This is a genomic window from Paenibacillus sp. FSL L8-0663, assembly GCF_038008125.1.
Classification (GTDB): Bacteria; Bacillota; Bacilli; order Paenibacillales; family Paenibacillaceae; genus Paenibacillus; species Paenibacillus polymyxa_D.
Window position 1 is genome coordinate 5278167 of the sequence record NZ_JBBOYM010000001.1, and the last position, 21478, is coordinate 5299644.

The 21478-nt window shown below is 47.1% G+C and carries 20 protein-coding genes and 1 riboswitch; of the genes, 10 read left to right on the forward strand and 10 right to left on the reverse strand.

The window, feature by feature from the left end; all coding sequences use genetic code 11:
* Positions 1 to 51: 51 nt before the first annotated feature.
* Together MKY75_RS23385 and MKY75_RS23390 are read right to left on the reverse strand one after the other, a co-directional pair.
* Positions 52 to 525, reverse strand: coding sequence for an Rrf2 family transcriptional regulator (locus MKY75_RS23385; protein ID WP_029518611.1), 474 nt, complete (start codon positions 523 to 525; stop codon positions 52 to 54).
* A gap of 66 nt (positions 526 to 591) precedes the next feature.
* Positions 592 to 3546, reverse strand: a complete 2955-nt coding sequence (locus MKY75_RS23390) for a glycoside hydrolase family 3 C-terminal domain-containing protein (protein ID WP_340886701.1) — start codon at positions 3544 to 3546, stop codon at positions 592 to 594.
* A gap of 235 nt (positions 3547 to 3781) precedes the next feature.
* On the opposite strand from MKY75_RS23390, the gene MKY75_RS23395 reads away from it, so the two are divergent.
* From MKY75_RS23395 to metE, 4 genes are all read left to right on the forward strand, one after another.
* Complete coding sequence (locus tag MKY75_RS23395) at positions 3782 to 4252, forward strand: AbrB/MazE/SpoVT family DNA-binding domain-containing protein (RefSeq protein WP_029518613.1); 471 nt, start codon at positions 3782 to 3784, stop codon at positions 4250 to 4252.
* Between the two features lie 293 nt (positions 4253 to 4545).
* Positions 4546 to 6495 carry an anaerobic ribonucleoside triphosphate reductase gene (locus MKY75_RS23400; protein ID WP_340886703.1) on the forward strand — a complete coding sequence of 650 codons (1950 nt, stop codon included), beginning with the start codon at positions 4546 to 4548 and terminating at the stop codon, positions 6493 to 6495.
* A complete protein-coding gene (gene nrdG, locus MKY75_RS23405) occupies positions 6492 to 6989 on the forward strand; it encodes an anaerobic ribonucleoside-triphosphate reductase activating protein (protein WP_039271699.1) in 498 nt (165 codons plus the stop codon). The genes MKY75_RS23400 and nrdG overlap by 4 nt, the downstream gene beginning before the upstream one ends.
* A 181-nt stretch (positions 6990 to 7170) precedes the next feature.
* Positions 7171 to 7366, forward strand: a riboswitch (cobalamin riboswitch).
* Positions 7367 to 7527: 161 nt separating this feature from the next.
* Positions 7528 to 9846, forward strand: coding sequence for a 5-methyltetrahydropteroyltriglutamate--homocysteine S-methyltransferase (metE, locus tag MKY75_RS23410; protein WP_340886704.1), 2319 nt, complete (start codon positions 7528 to 7530; stop codon positions 9844 to 9846).
* An 87-nt stretch (positions 9847 to 9933) separates the two neighbouring features.
* On the opposite strand, the gene MKY75_RS23415 is transcribed toward metE, so the two are convergent.
* Positions 9934 to 10467, reverse strand: coding sequence for a DUF6985 domain-containing protein (locus MKY75_RS23415; protein WP_039271702.1), 534 nt, complete (start codon positions 10465 to 10467; stop codon positions 9934 to 9936).
* Between the two features lie 382 nt (positions 10468 to 10849).
* On the opposite strand from MKY75_RS23415, the gene MKY75_RS23420 reads away from it, so the two are divergent.
* The 5 genes from MKY75_RS23420 (at position 10850) to MKY75_RS23440 (ending at position 14030) form a co-directional block, all read left to right on the forward strand.
* Positions 10850 to 11179 carry a PadR family transcriptional regulator gene (locus MKY75_RS23420; protein WP_029518618.1) on the forward strand — a complete coding sequence of 110 codons (330 nt, stop codon included), beginning with the start codon at positions 10850 to 10852 and terminating at the stop codon, positions 11177 to 11179.
* Positions 11172 to 11723: a DUF1700 domain-containing protein gene (locus MKY75_RS23425; RefSeq protein WP_318627973.1), complete on the forward strand. Its 552-nt coding sequence runs from the start codon at positions 11172 to 11174 to the stop codon at positions 11721 to 11723. Before MKY75_RS23420 ends, MKY75_RS23425 begins: the two co-directional genes overlap by 8 nt.
* A 4-nt stretch (positions 11724 to 11727) precedes the next feature.
* A complete protein-coding gene (locus MKY75_RS23430) occupies positions 11728 to 12567 on the forward strand; it encodes a DUF4097 family beta strand repeat-containing protein (RefSeq protein WP_340886706.1) in 840 nt (279 codons plus the stop codon).
* 119 nt (positions 12568 to 12686) lie between these two features.
* Entirely contained in the window at positions 12687 to 13406 is a 720-nt protein-coding gene (locus MKY75_RS23435; protein ID WP_039271709.1) for a 3-ketoacyl-ACP reductase, read from the forward strand.
* A 186-nt stretch (positions 13407 to 13592) separates the two neighbouring features.
* On the forward strand, positions 13593 to 14030 hold the full coding sequence (locus tag MKY75_RS23440) for an AbrB/MazE/SpoVT family DNA-binding domain-containing protein (RefSeq protein WP_029518622.1): 438 nt from the start codon (positions 13593 to 13595) through the stop codon (positions 14028 to 14030).
* A 69-nt stretch (positions 14031 to 14099) separates the two neighbouring features.
* On the opposite strand, the gene MKY75_RS23445 is transcribed toward MKY75_RS23440, so the two are convergent.
* The gene (locus tag MKY75_RS23445; protein ID WP_069012080.1) at positions 14100 to 14558 is read right to left on the reverse strand and encodes a hypothetical protein; all 459 of its coding nucleotides are present in this window, start codon (positions 14556 to 14558) and stop codon (positions 14100 to 14102) included.
* 120 nt (positions 14559 to 14678) lie between these two features.
* Here MKY75_RS23445 and MKY75_RS23450 point away from each other — a divergent pair, with 120 nt between their 5' ends.
* Entirely contained in the window at positions 14679 to 14840 is a 162-nt protein-coding gene (locus tag MKY75_RS23450) for a hypothetical protein (RefSeq protein WP_176715742.1), read from the forward strand.
* A 25-nt stretch (positions 14841 to 14865) separates the two neighbouring features.
* On the opposite strand, the gene MKY75_RS23455 is transcribed toward MKY75_RS23450, so the two are convergent.
* From MKY75_RS23455 to MKY75_RS23480, 6 genes are all read right to left on the reverse strand, one after another.
* Complete coding sequence (locus MKY75_RS23455; protein ID WP_340886707.1) at positions 14866 to 16029, reverse strand: nitric oxide synthase oxygenase; 1164 nt, start codon at positions 16027 to 16029, stop codon at positions 14866 to 14868.
* Positions 16030 to 16179: 150 nt separating this feature from the next.
* On the reverse strand, positions 16180 to 16656 hold the full coding sequence (locus MKY75_RS23460) for a Dps family protein (RefSeq protein ID WP_039271713.1): 477 nt from the start codon (positions 16654 to 16656) through the stop codon (positions 16180 to 16182).
* A gap of 365 nt (positions 16657 to 17021) precedes the next feature.
* Entirely contained in the window at positions 17022 to 18749 is a 1728-nt protein-coding gene (locus MKY75_RS23465) for an adenine deaminase C-terminal domain-containing protein (protein ID WP_029518626.1), read from the reverse strand.
* Between the two features lie 28 nt (positions 18750 to 18777).
* Complete coding sequence (locus MKY75_RS23470; protein WP_209947717.1) at positions 18778 to 19836, reverse strand: ABC transporter ATP-binding protein; 1059 nt, start codon at positions 19834 to 19836, stop codon at positions 18778 to 18780.
* 16 nt (positions 19837 to 19852) lie between these two features.
* A complete protein-coding gene (locus MKY75_RS23475; RefSeq protein WP_013312456.1) occupies positions 19853 to 20641 on the reverse strand; it encodes an ABC transporter permease in 789 nt (262 codons plus the stop codon).
* A gap of 6 nt (positions 20642 to 20647) precedes the next feature.
* Complete coding sequence (locus tag MKY75_RS23480) at positions 20648 to 21469, reverse strand: ABC transporter permease (protein ID WP_013312457.1); 822 nt, start codon at positions 21467 to 21469, stop codon at positions 20648 to 20650.
* Positions 21470 to 21478 lie beyond the last annotated feature (9 nt).

A 21478-nucleotide genomic window follows, 5' to 3' on the forward strand; every position in this document is an offset into this window, starting at 1 on the left:
TTCATAGAAATAGCCGATACAACCCTCTTTTGAGAGTTGTATCGGCTATTATCATTTTGAATCTTCATTATGATTGCATTTCCCCACCACGAGTGATGTACGCTTGGCAAGCGAAGCCAGCGTATGGGCCCCCCATACTTCCAGCATACGTCGTTCGCTCTCGGCTAAAATTTCGGATACGGCTATCGCCAACTCCTCACAAAAAGGATTGGTTTCCGGTTCATGCATCATACCCGGGAAAATTGGATCACATATTTCAATGGCGTGGTATATATCGGCAAGTGTAATATGGTCGGCCGAACGGGTAAGCACATAGCCTCCCTCACGACCTTCTCGTGCTGCAATCAAATCTGCCTGTACAAGTCGCGTCAGCACCCTGCGCACCAAAGTGACTTCGCAGTCAATGGAACGGGCAATAGAACCGCTGGCACAGAGTTCTCCGTGCTTTTCCAAGTAGACAAGCGCCTTTACCGCCACCCCAAGCCATCTGGGCGTTGCGGTGCGTAGTCTTTTTTCACTATTCAAATGAGATGACACCCCTAAGCTGTAGAAACTTCGTTGAATGCATTGTACGTGATGTCAGAAGTAAGTTCAAGCCTGAAAGCCGGAATCCTCTGTAGCATGATCATCCAAAATAAAATGAGCTAACCGCACTTCCCCGCTCAACAACAGATATACATCACGTATGCCAGAGACTGAATGTACCGCTTCGGAGAGTGTAACCCAAGCTTGTGCCCCTCCTGTATTGCCCACGTTCACACGTGCCACGGCTTCACTATCGGGTGCATCCAAACACAGCTCAATTGTGGCATCACTGCTGTTGCCTGACACACGGCACTGAAGCTCGGCCACACTCACCGTATCCATGTCTACGCCATGAAAGGCAATCCAACCAGAACGTTGAGGTGCGCGCGGACGTACACAGGCCTCCTTTTGCTCCTTGCTTTCATCTAGTACGATGTCGGAGCAATCATCGAAGTTTTCAGCGCGGATACTTCGTCCGGCTTGGCGTGGTGGAATGACTTCGCCTCGAACGTACACAGGGTGCTCCAATCGGATATCCGCTGAGGAAGCACCCGCCAGCAGTGTATATTCACCCGATTCAACGCAATAGCAATCCCGCGTAACATCCCAGATCGCCCAATCCTTCATCCGAATCGTAAAGGAAACCGTTCGCGTCTCACCTGCCTCTAAGCGAATACGTTGAAAACCGCACAATGTCTTCAATGGTCGCTTTACTCGTGAGGCACCAGGCCGTACATAGAGTTGCACAACCTCTTCACCAGCAGCTACGCCCCGATTCGTCACCTCTACCCACACCTGGAGCGTATCCACTGCATCCAGTGCAGCAATAGATGTTACGCTATCCTTCAGGGCATCTGTACGCAGGTCACTATATTCAAAAGGCGAATACGTCAATCCATGGCCAAATGGATACAAGGATTCACCTTCAAAATATTGATAGGTACGACCACCGCGAATAATATCGTAATCTTTGATGTCGCCCAATTGATCCTCGCTCTGAACCCAGGTCATGTTCAAACGCCCCGCTGGCGCGTAATCTCCAAATAACACATCCGCTATTGCCGTACCATGCTCTTGTCCCGCATGAGACGTGTATACGATCGCTGGAATATGCTCCTGAACCCAAGGGATGGCAAATGGATAGCTACCCGTCAGAACCACAATCGTATTCGGATTGACGCGATACACTTCCTCGATAAGCCGTTGCTGGGAAGCTGCCAGTTCCAAGCCTGGGCGATCATTCTCTTCCTTTCCATTGATGAGCGGGTGATTTCCAACAAATACAATGGCTGTATCTGCCGCTTGCGCAGCGGCTATCGCTTCCGCTAAACCATCTGACACCGTCTCTACCTGGAATGTTGTATGGCTCTGTCCTGAAACTGTCGAGGCTGTCGAGGCGTTACACTCTACAGCGTTAAGTACGGATTTTTCAGCCTCCACTACCTTTAATGAGCCCTCTGTTCCGGCAATGACTGGTTTTCCATTCCATGTCGTCCACAGATGCTCTCCTTGTCCAACAGGAGTCAGCCCAAAGACCTCTTTGACATACCAGCCATACGCTTCATCAGCTGTCACACGGAGCGTTATTTCATCACTCGTCACATAAGTACCCAGATGCTCATCATGTAACGTCACACTGCCATAGCCCCAATCCGTCATGGTCAATACCGTTGGGTCTCCATCCTGGGATAGGCGCATCTCACCAGAAGAATCAACTGCGAGCTTCGATCCGTCATTCGCCGCCGTCAAGGTCACGCGATCCTTGGCATCACGGTACACGACGCGTTCCTTCTCGTCCTCGCCTTCCAGCTTGGTACGAATCGCCTCCAGCGGTGTAACCCGGTAGGGCAGCGTACCGGAATACCAGTCGCGGTACACCTCATTGCCATGCGTACCAATGACCGCTACTTTGCCACACCGGGCAGGGTCCAATGGCAAGAGTTCATGCTCATTTTTAAGCAATACGATCTGCTCCCTCGCCGCACGCAACGACAATTCACGGGCTTGCTCTGTCATGAGAGCTTCCTCTCCGATCGAGGCATAGGGGTTGTCTGCAGCCGGATCAAATTCCCCCAACCGAAAACGGACACGGAACGTATGAAACAATGCCCGATCCAAGTCTTCTTCTTGCAGCGATCCTTGCGCCAAAGCTTCTCGAATCGCCCGCTTGGAGAGCTCCGCATCATCTGTAATGCTGTCAATTCCCGCCCGAATAGATTCGGCCACACCTGGCGTGTGGGAATCGTAATACTGATGATCGTTGACAATCCCCATGACATCACCCGCATCACTTACGACAAAGCCGTCCATCCCCCATTCGTCCCTGACAATATCGTTAACCCCATGATATAACGTAGCAGGCGTTCCATTAATCAGGTTGTAGGAAGTCATCATCGACTGGGCGCGGCCTTCCATAAAAGGCTTCTCAAAGGCTCTTAGGTAATATTCTCGCAGGTTTCGTGGATCTATACTGGAGGAGCCACTTCCCCGATCCACTTCATTATTGTTACCCAGAAAATGTTTTAAAGTGGCAACCGCTTTCAAATATACCGGATGATCGCCCTGTATCCCCTTGACTAACTCCTTCGACAGCTCTCCCGTCAAATACGGATCTTCGCCGTAAGCTTCCTCATTGCGTCCCCATCTTGGGTCACGCTCCATATCCACCGTAGGTGCCCACAGGGTCAGACCGTTTAATTTAGGATCACGACGATAGTAGACACGCGCCTCATCTGCGATAACAGATCCGATTTGACGCATTAACTCCGTATCCCAAGTACATGCCAATCCTACTGGCTGAGGAAATGAAGTCGCCTCACCCAACCATGCTATCCCGTGTGCCGCTTCCGTACCGTGCTTGTAAGCTGCGACTCCCAATCGGTCAATGGCCGGCTGGTATTGCAACATGGATTCGATCTTTTCCTCCAAGGTTAGTCGCGACACGAGATCCCGTACACGCTCATCCAGATGAATCTTCGGATCTTGATATAAATATTCGATATCCGTTGTTTCATGACTCATATCCGTCATCTCCTTATCCCATTTTAAGAATATAATGAAAAGGCATACATGAAAGCGTTTTATATATCATAGCTAAAAAGGAGTATCCCGGCAACAATACCGAAAATATCCTATACTGGATGAAAGAGAGTCGCAGCATAAAGACAAAAAAAGTTGCATTTTACCTTCAATATACAAAGCTAAAAATAATATTTTTTGGTATAATCAGGATATATCATTGAAGGAGGAAGCGCTGATGAAAAATACCGGAATGACAAGGCCCCTGGATCAATTGGGGCGAATTGTACTCCCTAAGGAAATGCGCACCACAATGGATATCAATATCGGTGATTCGCTTGAATTCTTCGTAGATGAAGAAGGATTTGTATTAAGAAAATACACGGGTGTCTCCTGCAAATTTTGCGGCGCGGTGGATCACTTAACTTATTTTCGGGACAGCTTTATCTGCGCTGATTGCATTCAATTATTAAAGACCGATGAAAATGTGCATGCCACAAGCAATGATGCTATCCAGGCTCAAGAACATACCCAGCCGATCCGAAACAACACAACGTGGCAGCCCAAGCAATCCAGAGTGCAGCAAGGTGAAATGGTAAAAAAGCTTCGCAAGCTAATTCAGGATCACCCGAACCTGCCACAAAAAGTGTATGCAGAAATGCTCGATATCTCCCAAGGCCGGGTGTCCCAGTTGAAAAAGCTACTCTAAACCTTCTAAATCTATATCCCAAAATCATACACAATGTACCGACGACCCTATTCATTTTTTTGTCACAACTTCGATTGCCAGGTATAGAGTAAGGCGCATATCTACGGATGTGCCCCTTACTCTATACCTGGCTTTTTCGTGTCGGCCGCCCTTGCCAATGTGACAATAGTCACATACTCCCGATGTATACGTATATACAATATATAGATCGAAACAATTGGTTATCACTAGATATCATCAATATGTTGTTTTTGTGAAAAATATATATATTTTACTATATGGAGGGTTTTACGATGAAGGTGCTGGAGGAACATCAATTATACGACATCGGCGAGCGGGTCATTGGGGCACAAGATCTGGACATGCTGCGGGAGAATGCAAATTTGAATGGAGAATCGTTCAGCGGCAAAATGAGCAAGCTTGGGTCCGAGTATGCCAAATGGTATGCGCGCCTGCGGGTACTTCCGCCCGAACTGACGAACGCGATTGATCACGGATATGTATATGTTCACGATTTGGACCAATACGCACTCGGAACTACGAATTGTATCTTTATCCCTTTTGGCCGGTTACTACAAGACGGATTCAATACAGGCAATGGCTCTGTACGCACACCGCAAACGATTATGTCCGCTATGGCACTAGTTGCCATCATATTCCAGTCTCAGCAAAATAGCCAATTCGGAGGTGTCTCCGCCAATAAAATAGATTGGGACCTTGCCCCATACGTTGCCCGGTCCTTCCGCAAGCATCTGCGCAAGGGACTTCGGCTGTTCGAGGAAGAGATAGAATCCAGTCTGACTGACGATGAGCTACATATGGCCAATCCCCATTTGCAAGAAGTCTGCCCTCGTTCATACGCATTCGCTCGCGAAGAGACGGAGACGGAAACCCGACAGGCTGCTGAATCGCTCATTCATAACCTGAACACCATGAGCAGTCGCGCAGGTGGACAGATTCCATTCACTTCACTGAATTACGGAATGTGCACGTCTGCTGAGGGACGGCTTGTTACTCAATCGCTGCTGGAGGCCACGATTCGCGGCTTGGGTAGCGGGGAAACTCCTATTTTTCCACAGCATATTTTCCAATGCAAAGAGGGAATCAATCAGGCAGAAGGCGACGTCAATTATGATTTGTTCTTACGGGCGGTAGAATGCTCTAGCAGACGGATGTATCCCAATTTTGTGAATGTGGATGCCACCTTTAACCTGCCTTTTTACCGTGCTGATGACCCGGATACCATTATAGCGACAATGGGTTGCCGTACCCGCACCATTTCTGACCGTTTCGGTAGAAATCGGCAGAGTGGTAAGGGAAATCTCTCCTTCAATACCATTAATCTGGTGCGGCTTGGCATTGAGTATGGTATTTGCACAGGCAAACGCCTGACACCTGACCGTGATCGCTTTGATGCGAGACTAGAAGAAGTTATGCGCATTGCGGTGGATGGCTTAATCCATCGCTATCAAATCCAGACCAGCCAGCCGGCCAAAGCCTCGGACTTTATGATGCGCGAAGGGGTATGGGAAGGTGGAGAACAACTAGAGCCAGATGATAAGGTGGGAAGCATACTAAAACACGGTACGCTTTCGATCGGATTCATCGGACTGGCTGAGTGCATGAAGGCACTATACGGGAAACACCACGGGGAGGATGATTTCGTATACCGCGAGGCACAGCGAATCATCACTTCTATGCGCGTGTATTGCGATCGAATGAGTGAATATCACAATTTGAATATTACATTGTTCGCTACGCCTGCCGAAGGTCTGTCGGGCAAGTTCACCTTGCTGGATCAACGTGATTTCGGGATTATTCCTGAGGTGAATGATCGAGAATATTACACGAATTCTTTTCATATTCCCGTGTATTACACGCTCCCGGCTGCTCGTAAAATCAGCTTGGAAGCTCCGTTCCATAACCTATGCAACGCTGGTGCGATATCATACATTGAGCTGGACGGTAATGCGCGGAATAACCCGGATGCGTTTCTTAAAATTGTTCAATACGCGCTGCATCAGAATATCGGCTACTTCTCCATCAACCATCCGGTGGATCGTTGTACGGAATGCGGTTATGAAGGGATTATCGGGACAAGCTGCCCCCAATGTGGCACAGATGAGGAGCACACACACTTTCAGCGCTTACGTCGGGTAACCGGATATCTGACAGGGGATTATACCGTTCGCTTTAATGCTGCAAAACAAGCAGAAGTTCGAGATCGGGTGAAACATAAGTGAATTTGTGTGGCTACATTCCGGAATCTCTGAACGAAGGATACGGCCTGCGCACCGTCGTGTTCATTAGCGGTTGCCGTCATGCCTGTCCCGGATGCTTTAATCCAGCGTCGTGGAGCTTCCGTGCAGGTGAGCCATTCACACCCCAACGACAACAGGAAGTCATTCGTGACATCATGGATAATCCGTTGTTGGATGGACTGACTCTCTGCGGGGGAGACCCGTTTTTCTCAGCAGCAGAATGCTCGCAATTTGTGCGTGACTTCCGTGCGGCCTGTCCCGACCGAACCGTGTGGGCTTACACTGGCTTTGTTTATGAAGATCTACTCACAGATCAGGAGCGACAAGAGCTAGCACTTTTGTGCGATGTGATTGTGGATGGTCGCTTTGTAGAACAGCAAAAGGACCTGACCCTTCCCTTCCGGGGCAGCCGCAATCAGCGTCTAGTAGATGTAAAAGCCAGCATTCAGGCAGGTTACACCGTTTCATTGACTTAAGGCGAAGGTTACTCGGCAAATGCTATATCTAATCTAGGACAAGTCTCCATCATGGATGAGGCTTGTCTTTTTTTTTGCATATCCCTAACAGATTCCATTGCAGTTTCTATTGCGCATCCTGCAAGTTTCACTTATGATGGTGAACAAGTATACGAGTGCATAATTATTCGTCATACCTTAACCGCATAGCTTGGAGATAGGTGTCTGTTCTATTCAGATCAGGCTTAAAAGGGAAGCCGGTGCAAATCCGGCACGGTCCCGCCACTGTAAACGGGGAACTTCCAGCTGTTCATACAACCACTGGTCCACAGACCGGGAAGGGATGCTGAGAGTCATGATCCGTAAGTCAGGAGACCTGCCTATTTTAACAACATCGCAAGTACCTACGGAAGATAGGGAGGTGTTAAGAGCAGTCGCCGTATTTTTGATTTTTTAATCACGGAGGCATTCTTTCCCCTACTTATTTTTAACTCTGGGGGGAAGAATGCCTTTTTTGGTACGTAAAAATAAAACAGCCACCCACTAGGAGGAAAAGTACATGTCCGTCATTGAATGGCCTGAATTGTCCGGCTTAATTAGCAGTAATCTGGGATATCCGCGTATCGGCGAAAACCGGGAATGGAAGAAAGCACTGGAACGCTTCTGGAACGGCAGTATTAGCGAAAGCGAACTGCAAACGGAGATGAAAAGATTACGGTTGGAGCATCTGAGCAAGCAGCGTGACAAGGGGATTGATCGCATTCCTGTCGGAGACTTCTCCTATTATGATCACATGCTGGATACATCTGTGATGTTTGGTCTAGTACCCGAACGGTTCAACCATCGTCCCGCAGGTCCGATTCCTCTGTCCGTGTATTTCGGGATCGCTCGTGGACAGAAGGGAGCAACCGCCAGTGAAATGACCAAATGGATGAACACCAATTATCACTACATCGTTCCCGAATTGGCAAACGCAGTCCCGGTGTTCACTGAAAATAAACCTTTACGGGCTTATCGTGAAGCAAAACAAGAGCTAGGCATTGATGGGAAACCGGTCCTCATCGGCCCCTATTCATTCGTTACCCTTTCCAAAGGCTATGATCGCAAGGAGCTTGCTTCTATTATAAGAACCTTCCTGCCTTTATACACCCGTGTCCTGTCTGAACTAGCAGCAGAAGGTGTTCAGTGGGTCCAAATCGATGAACCTGTCCTGACCACCTCATTCCCAGTAGAGGATTTGGACATTATTCAGGAAGTCTATGAAGCTTTGGCCCAAGCTGCGCCCTCTTTAAATATAATGCTGCAAACTTACTTTGGTAGCCTGGACCATTATGAGCGTCTGTCCGCACTTCCGGTACAGGGACTGGGTCTTGATTTTGTGTATGATGATGGCGAAAATCTCCAGCATATATTGCAGCATGGTTTCCCTAAAGGAAAAACGCTGGGCGCTGGGGTCATTGACGGGCGCAATATATGGCGCAGCGACCTTAACGCTGTGGCTACCCTGCTCGGTCAGTTAGCAGAACAGACCACTGCCGAGCAGCTTATCGTACAGCCATCATGCAGTCTGCTGCATGTGCCAGTCAGTCTGGAAGCAGAGCACAAGCTGGATCGAGAACTGGTGCAAGCGCTGGCTTTTGCCGATGAAAAGCTTGAGGAAATCGCCGTCCTGACGGCTGCACTTGGCAAACACGATCCATCCGCACTCACCAAGCTTGGACAAAGTGCAGATGCGGTAGCCCGTTTCAACAGCTCAGCGGCACGCGTACAAACAGCTGACGATCTGGCTGACTTGCTGGCAAAGGAGCCTCTAACACGCAGCGTTCCTTTCGCCGAGCGTCGTGAGATTCAGCAAAATAAGCTGAAGTTGCCTCCACTGCCTACGACGACCATTGGTAGCTTCCCGCAAACCGCCGAGATCCGCAAGGCCCGCCTGCACTATCGCAAAGGAGAATGGTCTGCCGAGCAATACCGGACGTTCATCCAACAGCAAATCAAGGAATGGATTGATATTCAGGAGGACATTGGCATTGACGTGCTTGTACACGGGGAATTTGAGCGGACCGATATGGTTGAATTTTTTGGCGAAAAGCTGAATGGCTTTGCTTTTACACAAAACGGATGGGTGCAGTCCTACGGCTCCCGCTGTGTCAAACCGCCGATTATATACGGAGACGTCTCCTTCGATCAGCCCATGACTGTGGAAGAAACGGCATTCGCTCAATCGTTAACTTCCAAGCCTGTTAAGGGAATGCTTACAGGCCCTGTGACCATTTTGAACTGGTCTTTTGAACGCAATGATATTCCGCGTAGCCAAGTTGCTTTACAATTGGCTCTGGCATTACGGGCAGAGGTAGAGGCACTGGAACAAGCGGGCATCAGCATGATTCAGGTCGATGAACCCGCAATTCGTGAAGGGCTTCCGCTGAAAAAAGAACAACAGCAAGCCTATCTGGATTGGGCAGTTCAAGCCTTCCTTGTGACCACGGCCACCGTTGAACCTGCGACCCAAATCCATACGCATATGTGCTATTCCGAATTTCAGCATATGATTCAGTCCATCTCCGACATGGATGCCGACGTTATATCTATTGAAACTTCGCGAAGCCACGGAGAACTGATTGTCAGCTTTGAAGATCAGGTATACGACAAAGGCATCGGTCTGGGCGTGTACGATATCCACAGTCCGCGCATCCCCGATGTATCTGAAATGCTAAGCATGATCCAGCGTGCCCTGCGCGTACTGCCATCAGATTTGTTCTGGGTTAATCCAGATTGTGGTCTGAAAACCCGCACCAAAGAGGAATCTGTCGCCGCCTTGCGACAAATGGTACAAGCCGCTCAAGCAGCCCGGGCTGCATTGGCTGTATCCAACTAATTTTTTATCGTTTCGAATCACGCCTTCATTTTCAACATATTCTGTTCCCCTTTCCGGTCCTTTCTGCTAAAAGCCCGGGAAGGGGATTTATTCTAGGTCATATAATGTATAAGCGCCTTGAATATGCTCCATTTTCATCTGCTTCATATGTACGCCTAAGCCATGTTCTCGATCCCAGGAACAACTAAAATTCAAATACAGTTCATCCTTTGCCGATGAGTCGGAAATCAATATAGACATAAGCTGTATTCGATTCAACAATTGTTCCGGCCGCTCCACATAAGGCGCATATTCATCCGGGTCCTCTCCCCATGTACTGTAAGCATTCCGATACTTTTCCACGATGCCAGCATAATGATGGTGTATGGATTCCAACACTTGAGGATGAATAGCTGATGAATATTCCATATACTGCTCCCATGTCTTTTTTTGCAACAGTGTAGGTTCTTCTATAGTCTGTGCCTGTTCTTCGGAATCGGCTCCCACGATAAATTCGACTTCTACTTCCGAGGGCTGCCCGCAAAAATCAAGTTGCACTACACCACGCAGAACAATCTCCTCAGATACATCCCAAGACTCATCATCCTGTTCCAGTTCCATATACCAATGTTTCCAGTCCATTCTTTATCCACCTCTTCATAAAAAGTAATTTTTAACCCTGTTGAATACTTTACAATCTATCATTTTAATGAATGAAATTAAAGCGGCATCCTATCTGTGCTTCCAGCCATATTTCGATGAATTCCCAAATAAAAATACTTTTTTCTACAACATTCGCTACTCAATAAAGCCTCCAAGGAAGGAAATTTGTCCATTTTGACACAAATATTTTATTATTAAAAATTTAGTACCTTGCATTAATCAGTACATGATGTTAAATTATACCTGACTACTGTTCTATAATTAGTACCCGTGACAAATTATGCACAAACACACGTTTCTTTCCCTTATTCCGAACGACACCTATGAATTATTGATAACATCCAGGAAGGGAGCACCGCTCGTGAATGTGAACATCCAATTCAAAAAAGGGGTACTGGAACTGTGCGTTCTAGTTCTAATTGGACGCAAAGACCGTTATGGCTACGAGTTGGCGCAAGCCGTCTCCCGTCATATTGAAGTAGCCGAGGGAGCCCTATATCCACTGCTTCGCCGTCTGGTATCAGAAGGATACTGCACAACGTATTTACAGGAATCGACCGAGGGGCCTCCTCGCAAATATTATCGGCTGACCGATACTGGCAGTCATTATACAAGAATACTTACGCGGGAATGGAATGATTTTGTCCATAATGTCGCAAGCCTACTGGAGGAAGGAAATTCCGATGAATAGAAAACAGTTTCTTACAGAGGTGGAACAGCGTCTTTCTCCTCTCCCTGCAGAGGTACGCAATGAGCTGCTTAGTGATTTGAGCCAGCATTTTGACTACGGGTTGGTTAATGGCAAAAGCGAAAGTGAGATTGCCAATGAGCTGGGTAACCCAGAGGATATTGCCCGAGAAGCGTTGGATGATCCCAATGCAGCCTGGAACGCTTCTCCTCCGCTTCGCCAGGGAAGCTTCGCACGCAATCTTTTTACTTTCTTAGGGCTACTGTTTCTTAACTTGCTGATCTCCATCCCGATTATGGCTACCCTATGGGCAGTATGGGCTTCATTGGCTGTGGTATCGATCAGCTTCATTGTAGCCCCTCTTCTCGCTGTTACTGATTATGCGCTAAACAGCACCTTTTACCCGGCCAAATTCTTTTTCTCTATCACGTTGACGGGTATAGGTCTATTGCTGCTGCCTGGTGTACGTTATCTCTTACTCCTTATGGTCAAAGGCACAGTACGATACTGGAAATGGAATCTGACTACCCTGAGGGGAGCTTACTAACAACATGAATAAAAAGTGGTTTATTGCAGCAGGTCTGTGCATTGTCATCGGTGCAGCCGGAATGGTGGCCTACGGTGCCCCATGGAGTCAACAAGTCATGAAGATTAACAAAGAATGGACGTTTACACGTGGTCAGCTACAGAAGCTGAAGGTGGACAGTTCTGATGATGTCTCTATTTTGTTTACTCCTGGCTCTGGTGACCAAGGTACGATACGCATTAGTGGAGAAGTTCAGACAAAGGTAGCCGACCAAATTCATAATGCCCGAATTGAGAACGGTAAGCTTACGATTCAATCGGAGCCGGCCCCTTCCTTGTCATTCTTTTCGATCACTCCTGATTTGGATCAAACGATTACCGTAGAGATGCCCTCTGGCGAAACACTAACTGACCTACAGGTAGATGCACATTCAGGGAATGTAAAACTTCAGGATGCCTCCGTGCAGAATACTTCCATCACCGCTACTTCAGGCACTGCCGAGATTACAAACCTCCAAAGTACCCACCTGATCGCAAATTTAACATCCGGCAATTTTACAGCCAGTCAGCTTGCAGCAGATATGGAGTTAAAGCTTACTTCAGGTGATGTTACCATTCGCGATTATAGCGGTAATGGCATTATTTCCCTAACCTCAGGGGAGACAAATATTACGCAACGTGCCGTAGCCAACTTGGAAGTGAATGCTGATTCTGGTGACGTGAAGATTAAGCAAGCTCCCGATTTTAAAGGTGTTTATAATGTCCGCTCTGACTCTGGGAGTATCAATACTCCCGAATCTGTTCCCGGTAGTGTGAACGTGATTAAGGTCGAAACCACTTCAGGGGATATTTATATTTCCAAATAGAGACCTCTAAATGAATGCCTCATCAGAGGCGAAGTTTGGTTCAATGAGTTTAACCTTGTATAATGTAACCATGTGCCCAGATGCACAACCACATTATAGATTAATAAGGAGGAGACTGGATGGAACTTAAGAATAAAACAGCTATTATTACAGGAGCCAGTAAAGGAATCGGTAAAGCAATTGCCGAAACTTTAGCTAAGGAAGGCGTTAACCTGGGATTAATTTCACGCACATTGACTGACCTGCAAAAGCTGCAGGATTCACTGGGGAGTACATACGGTGTGAAAGTGGTGAGTGCTGTTGCAGATATATCGGATCGCTCACAGGCCGCTGCCGCTGTAGCTTCACTAGAACATGAGCTAGGCGCTGTCGACATTTTGATTAACAATGCAGGCATTGCTACCTTTGGCACAGTCGCGGAGATGGACCCCGAAGAGTGGGAACGTATTATTCGCGTAAACCTGATGGGAACCTATTATGTCACACATGCTGTGCTTCCAAGCATGCTGGCACAAAAGAGCGGAAACATTATTAATATTTCCTCGACGGCAGGAGAACGAGGTTTTGCAACAGGCTCGGCATATTGCGCATCCAAATTTGCTTTGATGGGCTTCACAGAAGCACTGATGCAGGAAGTTCGCAAATCTAACATTCGCGTCACCGCGCTGACTCCAAGCACTGTCAATACAGAACTAGCGGCAAACGCAGGATTACCTATTGGTGATGAGGATCGCATGCTTCAACCGCAGGATTTGGCCGATCTGACATTAGCCACATTGAAACTGCCTCCACGGGTTCAATTAAAAGTAGCCGGTATTTGGACAACCAACCCACAGTAATTCGACATGACATCTTAGATTCATTGGCTGTACAATGCTCCGGCAGACGTAATTGTTCGTCATGCCGGAGCTTTTTTTTCAGCATAGCTATACCAAAACAAACTGTAATATAAGCGCTTTGTACTTCCAGCATATATACATACAATTCCTACAACTATAAGCGCATTTCAGGAAAGGGGAAAAATGATGAAGAACACAGGAATGACACGACCATTAGACCATTTAGGCCGCATTGTGCTGCCTAAGGAGCTGCGCAATTCTATGAATATTAATATTGGAGATGCCCTCGATTTTTTTATTACCCCAGAGGGACTGATGATTCGCAAGTATACGGGGGTTTCTTGCTATTTTTGTGGTGCCGTAGATCATTTGAGCTATTTTAGGGATCATCTGATATGTAAAAGTTGTATTGAAAATCTGAAGAGCGATAATCCTTCTAGTCATTTGAGTGAAGCACGTCCTGTCCAGCCCAAGAAAAGAAGGAGTTACAGAAATCAGAATGATCTCCTGAATAAACTAAAACAGCTCATGCAGGAGCACCCAAATGTATCTCAAAAAGAATTAGCCGAAATGCTCGAACTATCCCAGGGACGCGTGTCGCAGCTTAAAAAGCTACTCCTTTAGATCATCCGACCCAATCTCGTCTGTTTTAATCAACAAAAAAAGAGCCTGACGGCTCTCGGATCATCTTTGTTACGCAATGTCAGACTGCTCCATAATCGGGACCCGATAGGCCAGCAAGGACTCGTCTATTACGGCAGAAATAAACGTTGCATCTATTTCAGGCACCAACCCAAGCGCATAATTCCATGCGTTTTCTTCAATTTGCAGCGCAAGTCTTTGCCGGGTCCCTATCCCACTCTCTTGCTCCAACGCATCGGAGAGGTCCACTAATTCTGTATCGGCGGCGTGCCCAATCTCATGTGCAAGCACAACTGTAAAATACTCCTCAACTCGATCAATGCTGCCGAACATCTGTAAACACTGTGTTTCGATAACGTCCGTATACATGGTAATGGCGTGAGCATTCATAGCATATTTACCCCCAATCAGCCTTCCGCCAGGAAAACGTTTCTCCAGCTTGACTATCACACCTATAGCAGCCCGTTCCAAAAGCTCAGCGACAATGCGCTCTGCCTGATATCTTTCCAACTTAGCTTCGCTCCTCAAACCAGAATATATAAAGGTATATTTACTCTAAATTCATGAAATCATGGATGTGTTCATACCATACACAGTACGATATTATACCTTTTTACAAAGGAGAATACCATGTCAGAAGATTATTATGTAGGGTGGGGAACACTTGCCCTGATTAATGCCGGCTTGGCACAATCCAAAAATCGGAGCGGGCTAAATTGGTTTTTTCTCTCCCTATTAATAGGACCACTGGCTACCCTATTTATCGTTGCATGGGATAAGCTCGAGTCCTAATGCAGCAATCAGGTCATTCCCATCGTTATCCGGAATGAAAAGGACAGCCTTGGCGTTTCTGCTGAAGCACTGTATCTGATACTGTATTAGCCTGTCTCGACATATACGACTTCTCTTGAACTCCGAAATTCGGCTTCACAAGCCGATTATCGTAGGAATTATGAAAAATATGCGTTGTCGCCGGGGATAGCGGGGGAATCAGCCATGTCCAATTGCCTGTCAGTGCGCGTCCAGCCTTGGCTTCCCGTTCCTCAAACAGCTTGAATTGTGCCGCTGCGGTATGGTGGTCGACAATGCTGACTCCCGCCTTTTTGAAAGAATGCAGCACAGCAATATTCAATTCCACCAGCGCCCGATCACGCCAAAGCGTTGTTTCACTCGTCGTATCCAGCCCCATCAGCTTAGCCACCTGTGGCAACATATTATAGCGGAAGGTATCCGCAAAATTGCGGGCGCCGATTTCTGTTCCCATATACCAGCCGTTAAAGGGAGCCGCTGTATAGATAATACCGCCAATCTCCAGCGTCATGTCCGAAATCATAGGCACAGCATACCAACGTAATCCCAAGGAAGCGAAACCCGAGATTTCTGGATGCTCAATGGCCACCTCCATTATCAAATGTTCAGGAATATCATATAGCTCGGGAGGCCGCCCGCCTGCTTCCACAACCAGTGGCAATATATCAAAAGGGGTCATCGCTCCTTGCCAGCCCATGTCTTTACAAGCATTGGTAAAATCTACAGAGATCGGGTCCCCGATGACCCCTTGACCGGTTTCATATCCAGCGTAACGAATGAGTTGATGGTTCCAGATGCGGATATTCGGCTGCCCTGGCTTGGAGGCGCAGAATACAGTAAGCGTTGGCTTAATTTTACCGCCATTCGTTCCTATGCGTATATGCTCCAAGAGCTCGCGAACCACTTCCGTTGCATCTGACGCGCCCCGCGCATCCCTGACCAAAAGCTTGTCCCAAAATAAGCGACCGATGCAACGATTGCTATTGCGCCAAGCCATAAGTGCCCCGTGCTCCAGCTCTTCGTACGTATGATCATACGTTCCCGTAGTCTCTATGTCGTGACGAATATTAAGAAGCCGGGCCTCCGCTTCATCGCGGCTTCGGCCCAGCTCCTCATAACATGTATATATAAACTGCTCCGCTTCATGCAAAAGCTGTTGTTTCACTTCCATAACACACACCCCATCCCGGCATCTCTATGACTCTAGAGCCTGTGGTCTTCCACGCCTTCTCGTTATTATACTCCAGTGGCAGAGTGGAACCAACGGGATGTGTGTCTTGTTCACCTGATCTCCATATACATGGAAGTATATACCAGTGGGTTATCCCAAATACGCACTCAGCATCCAGATATGTTTATCCATTGCTTCTCTTAAGCCGTTAAGAAGATCCTCTGTCGCTTTATCCTGTGCCGCTTCCGCTGCTTCCATCCCATTAGCCAGCTCAACGGTGATGGTTTTAAAATCAGCAACAACGGACTTCACCATATCCTCAGCTGTCTGCTCACCTGCGGACTCCTGAATAGCTGAAAGTTGCAAATGCTCCTTCAAGGTCGCAGCCGGACGGCCACCAATAGCCAACAATCGTTCAGCAATCGTATCTAGATTAGCTGTTGCTTCATTATAAAGTTCTTCAAATTTAGCATGCAATGTGAAGAATTTAGGTCCTTTCACATACCAGTGGAAATAATGCAGTTTCGTGTACAATACAGACCAGGTAGCTACCTGACGATTCAATGCCTTGTGCAATTCTTGAATAGCCTCTTGTGTAGGTGCGTTCGTATGATTTAATGTACTCATGTTTAAAATCCCCTCTCGTTCAAATATAGTTGGTGTAAAGCTTGGATGCTCGTTAGCAGTAGTGTCTGATTTTCTTCAAAATTCCATGCGTCAATCCAATAAATCTTAATCAATTAATTTAGACTTAATCTAAATCCTGTTTTAATTATAACACTGTGACGATGTTTTTCAAGTCCTTATTCGATTTTAATCATGAAGATTACATGAACTAATTGTAAAGCAAACTCTACATGCAATCGGGTACCCAGAATCAAGACTTGTTTATCTTTTATACATAGGTTACATCAATAGGAGGATAGAAGATGTTAACTTTGTCTGCTAAAGCATCAAAAAAGAGCCGGCCCATAAGAGGGTCGGCTCTTTTATTATTCTTGCATCTCTGAAGTTTCCACGATTAAAGGTACAACCTTGCCAGCATTTACATCAATCAGGCCGTGATCGGTAATTTTCAAGGCCGGGCTGACCGGCAAAGAATGCGTGCTCAGCGACATGATTGGATTGTAATGGCGATAGCCCAGCGACAGCAAGGCTGAACGCAGCTCCTTCACATGCGCCGCAACCATTTCCAGCGGTCCTTCTGTTAAGATCCCGCCTACGGTTAAAGGCAAATGGGACAGCACCTTGCCATTTTCAACTACGCAAAAACCGCCTTGGCTGGCAAGAACCGTATTCGCGGCCAGTATCATATCTTGCTTGTTATGCCCTACGACCAGCAAGTTATGGTTATCGTGCGAATAGGTGGTTGCCACTGCCCCACGTTTAATCGTATCTCCCCCGATCAAACCGTAAGCACGGTTGCCATTCTTTCCATACCTCTCAAACGTAGCAATCAGTCCATGTTCACCATGTTCCCATACCAGTTCCCCCTGCTCTACTTGTGCAGGTGCAATCCGTTCACTTGTAAAAGTAGAGCCATCTTTGACCATCATAACACGGCATTGATGTGTGCCATCAGCTACATCCATCTTTACAGTAAAATCCTGCTCCGTGAGGGGATTGAGCTTCACACTTTGATAAAAGTGGGCGGGGAAGCGGCATTTTATTGGTGCTTGATGGTATTCCTCGAACTTATCGAATACCTTGAGTCCGTCCTTATAGACTTGCTCCACATCAAATTGACCAAGATCCGACAGCAGTACAAAGTCAGCTATTTTTCCCGGTGCAATGGTTCCGCGGTCATGCATACGCATCCGTGCAGCAGGAGTAAACGTAGCTGCATAAATGGCATCCTCAGGCTTCATGCCCATTCCGATTGCTTTACTTACAATATGGTTTAGATGCCCTCGCTCTACGAAAGAGTCTGGCATCACATCATCCGTTACAAAGCAAAAATGTTGTGCCACATCTTCCTGAATAAGATAGTCCATCACTTCAGGGGTCATGGATTTTTCCTGGATTTCAATAAACATCCCCGCGGCCATCCGCGCCTTCATACCTTCAATACTTTGGTGAGTATGGTCTGAGCCTATCCCCGCATAGATCAACTGATGCAGGTCCAGATCAAGCAACTGTGGCGTATGACCTTCAATGATCAGCTCCGGGTAGTGCTCACGAACATGGCGTAAGATGCGATTCGTTTTGCTCTCCGGATCACGAATGACATCCACATAGTTCATAATTTCACCCAGGCAGATCATTTCACCCGTTTGCAGCAGCGCATCAATTTCGGGAATACCGATCTCGCCTCCTGAGGTTTCGAGCGGCGTTGCCGGGACAGAGCTTGGGATGCCGTAGAACATATCAGCCACGCAATCCTTGCTGGCTTCCATCATTTCCTGGACGCCTTCCAATCCGAAAACATTCGCCATTTCGTGCGGTTCTGGTACAATCGTCGTTATCCCATTGCGAATCAGTCCATAGGAAAAGGTTGCCGGTGTCACCATTGTGCTTTCGATATGCAAATGGATGTCGATCAGGCCGGGAATCATATATTTCCCGTGCCCTTCGACAATTTCAGCAGCCTCGAAAGACTCCAGACCACGCTGACCGATATACATAAACTTGCCATCAAGTATAGCTACATTACCTTCTTCGAACGTCTTGTAGTAACTGTTATACACCTTAACTTGTAAAATCATTTTGTCTGCACGCATGATGTATCTCCTTCATCGAACCCGCTGATTATTGGACCAGCACCATTTTATCTGCCGGAAAATGCAGGGTAACCCGCTGACCACTCAGGTAGGGCGTATCCATTTCCTGATTAGCCGTAAAGTTGCCTTTCGCCGTTTCTACCACATACTGATAGCTACGCCCCAGGTAAGTACTTACCTTAATAATACCGGGGAGCTCATTTTCTCCTGTCTCGTTGCCTTCTGTTCGAATGACCAAATCATCCGGACGAATAGCGCCCTGACGAGCACCCAGCTGGGCCGTACCCTGATTACGCGCTACGCCGAATGAAAGATCACCTGTATTCAGTCGAATACGATCCCCTTCTTCAGTACGCTCGTCAAAGCTTAGAAAATTATTAAACCCAATAAAACGGGCGACAAATTCGGTCGTCGGATATTTAAAAATGGTCGATGGAGCATCTAATTGTTCGATGTTCCCCTTATTCATAATCGCAACCTGGTCAGAAATCGAAAAACATTCCTCCTGATCATGCGATACATACACGGTAGTGATGCCCAGTTCCTGTTGAATACGGCGGATTTCCACACGCATATTTACACGCAGGTTAGCATCCAAGTTACTCAGAGGTTCATCAAACAACAGCAGATCGGGTTCAATCACAAGCGCTCGCGCAATCGCAACACGTTGACGCTGTCCGCCTGATAATTCACCGGGGAAACGTTTTTCAAATCCCCCCAGGCTAACCGTTCCCAGCATCTTCATAACGCGGCGCTTTATATCATCTTCCTTTACTTTGCGTAACCGCAAACCAAAGGCAACATTATCAAAAACAGACAAATGCGGAAAGAGTGCATAACTTTGAAATACAAAGCCGAAGTTCCGTTTATTCACCGGAACCCGAGTATAATCCTTATCGCCAAACAAAAATGTTCCTTGTTTAGCTTCGAGAAATCCTGCAATGAGACGAAGTGTGGTCGTTTTGCCACAACCACTCGGTCCGAGCAACGAGAGCAATTGCCCCCGTTCAAGCTGCAAATCGAAATCCTGCAAGATCAGTTGGTTGTCATAAGCGACCGATACGCGATCCAGAGTAAGCAGTGCCATAAGGTTGAAGCCTCCATTACCTTTTAGTGAAGTAAGACAATCCCATCAGTCGTTCAATCAAGAACATCAGGATACCGGTTAAAATCATCAGCATAACCGAAATCGCCGCAATCGTCGGGTCAAAATAATTTTCGACGTAAGTCAGCATTTGAATGGGCAGGGTGCTGAAGCCCGGTCCTGTCATAAAGACGGAAATGTCGACATTGTTGAATGATTCCAGAAAGGCAATCAGGATAGCCGCAATAATGCCTGAGCGGATGTTGGGCAGAACCACTTTGAAAAAGGTTTCCAGCCGTCCAGCCCCCAAACTAAGCGCTGCTTCCTCAATCGCAAAATCAAAGTTAGACAAACTGGATGCAATGACTCTAATAATGAACGGCAACATAATCACCGTATGTCCGATCAATAGTCCAGCATATACTGGTAAATGGTAAACTATGATCAAATAGCGCAGCAGTGTAAAACCAAGCACAATACCCGGTATGAGCAACGGAGAAAGGAACAAAGCATTCAGCGCATCCTTCCCACGAAACGAAAAACGACTAAGCGCATAGGCGGCAGGCATACCAATCAGCAGTGCCAAGATGTTGCCTAGCAGAGAGACCACAATGGACGTTTTGAACGTGGACATAAACAAATCCACTTCAAAAATATTTTCATACCAGCGCAAGGAAAAGCCCTGCGGAGGGAATTTTAATACCGTGCCCGGCTCGAAAGAAGTGACCGATATGATCAACAGCGGACCGAGCAGAAAGATGAAGACCAGCAGGCTAAAGAAGCCTAGTCCGTAATGTTTCTCCCGCATATCCACCTACCCCTTCGGATTGAGTTTATGGGCCGCCTTATTTAAGAGACCGACCACGATAAATGTAATAACAATCATAATTGTTGCAATAACAGAAGCTAAAAACCAGTCGTTTAGCGTCATCGCGTTCTGATACAAAAATGTAGCGATAACCCGCTGTTTTCCTCCAAGTAGTGCTGGTGTCGTATATGCAGTCAGGCTGCCCACGAAAACGAGAATGCTTCCAATGATCAGGCCAGGCACAGACAGCGGAAATACGATTTTACGAAATGCGCTGAATCTGGAGGCCCCGAGGCTCTGAGCAGCATGAACAAGATCACCGTCGATATTTTCGAGTACACCAATCAGTGAAATAATCATCAGCGGTAAAAACAAATGAACCAGACCAATAATCATCGCTGCCGGAGTATACAAAATATTCAGCGGCTCATCTACAAGTCCTAAACCGATGAGCACGTTATTTAACAGTCCCTTGCGACCCAGAATGACCATCCAGCTGAATGACCGCACCACCGGACTCGTCAATAATGGGAAGATAGCCAGCGCTAGCAGGATCCCTTTACGACGCGGGGCCTTTTGCGAAATATAATAAGCCGTCGGGAAGCCAAGTAATACGCACACGAGTGTCGTTACGACACTGACTTCCAGCGTAGTCAGCAATATTTTCAGAAAATAAGGGTCCTTGAAGAAATGGAGATAGCCTTCTAGGGTGAATGAGCTGTTCTGTACGAAGGTCGAACCGATCGTCAACACAATCGGAATGACCATGAACACCGCCAGAAAGAGCAGACCTGGCAGCAGCAGCCAATACAAGTATGTTTTCTTCATGGGTATCTC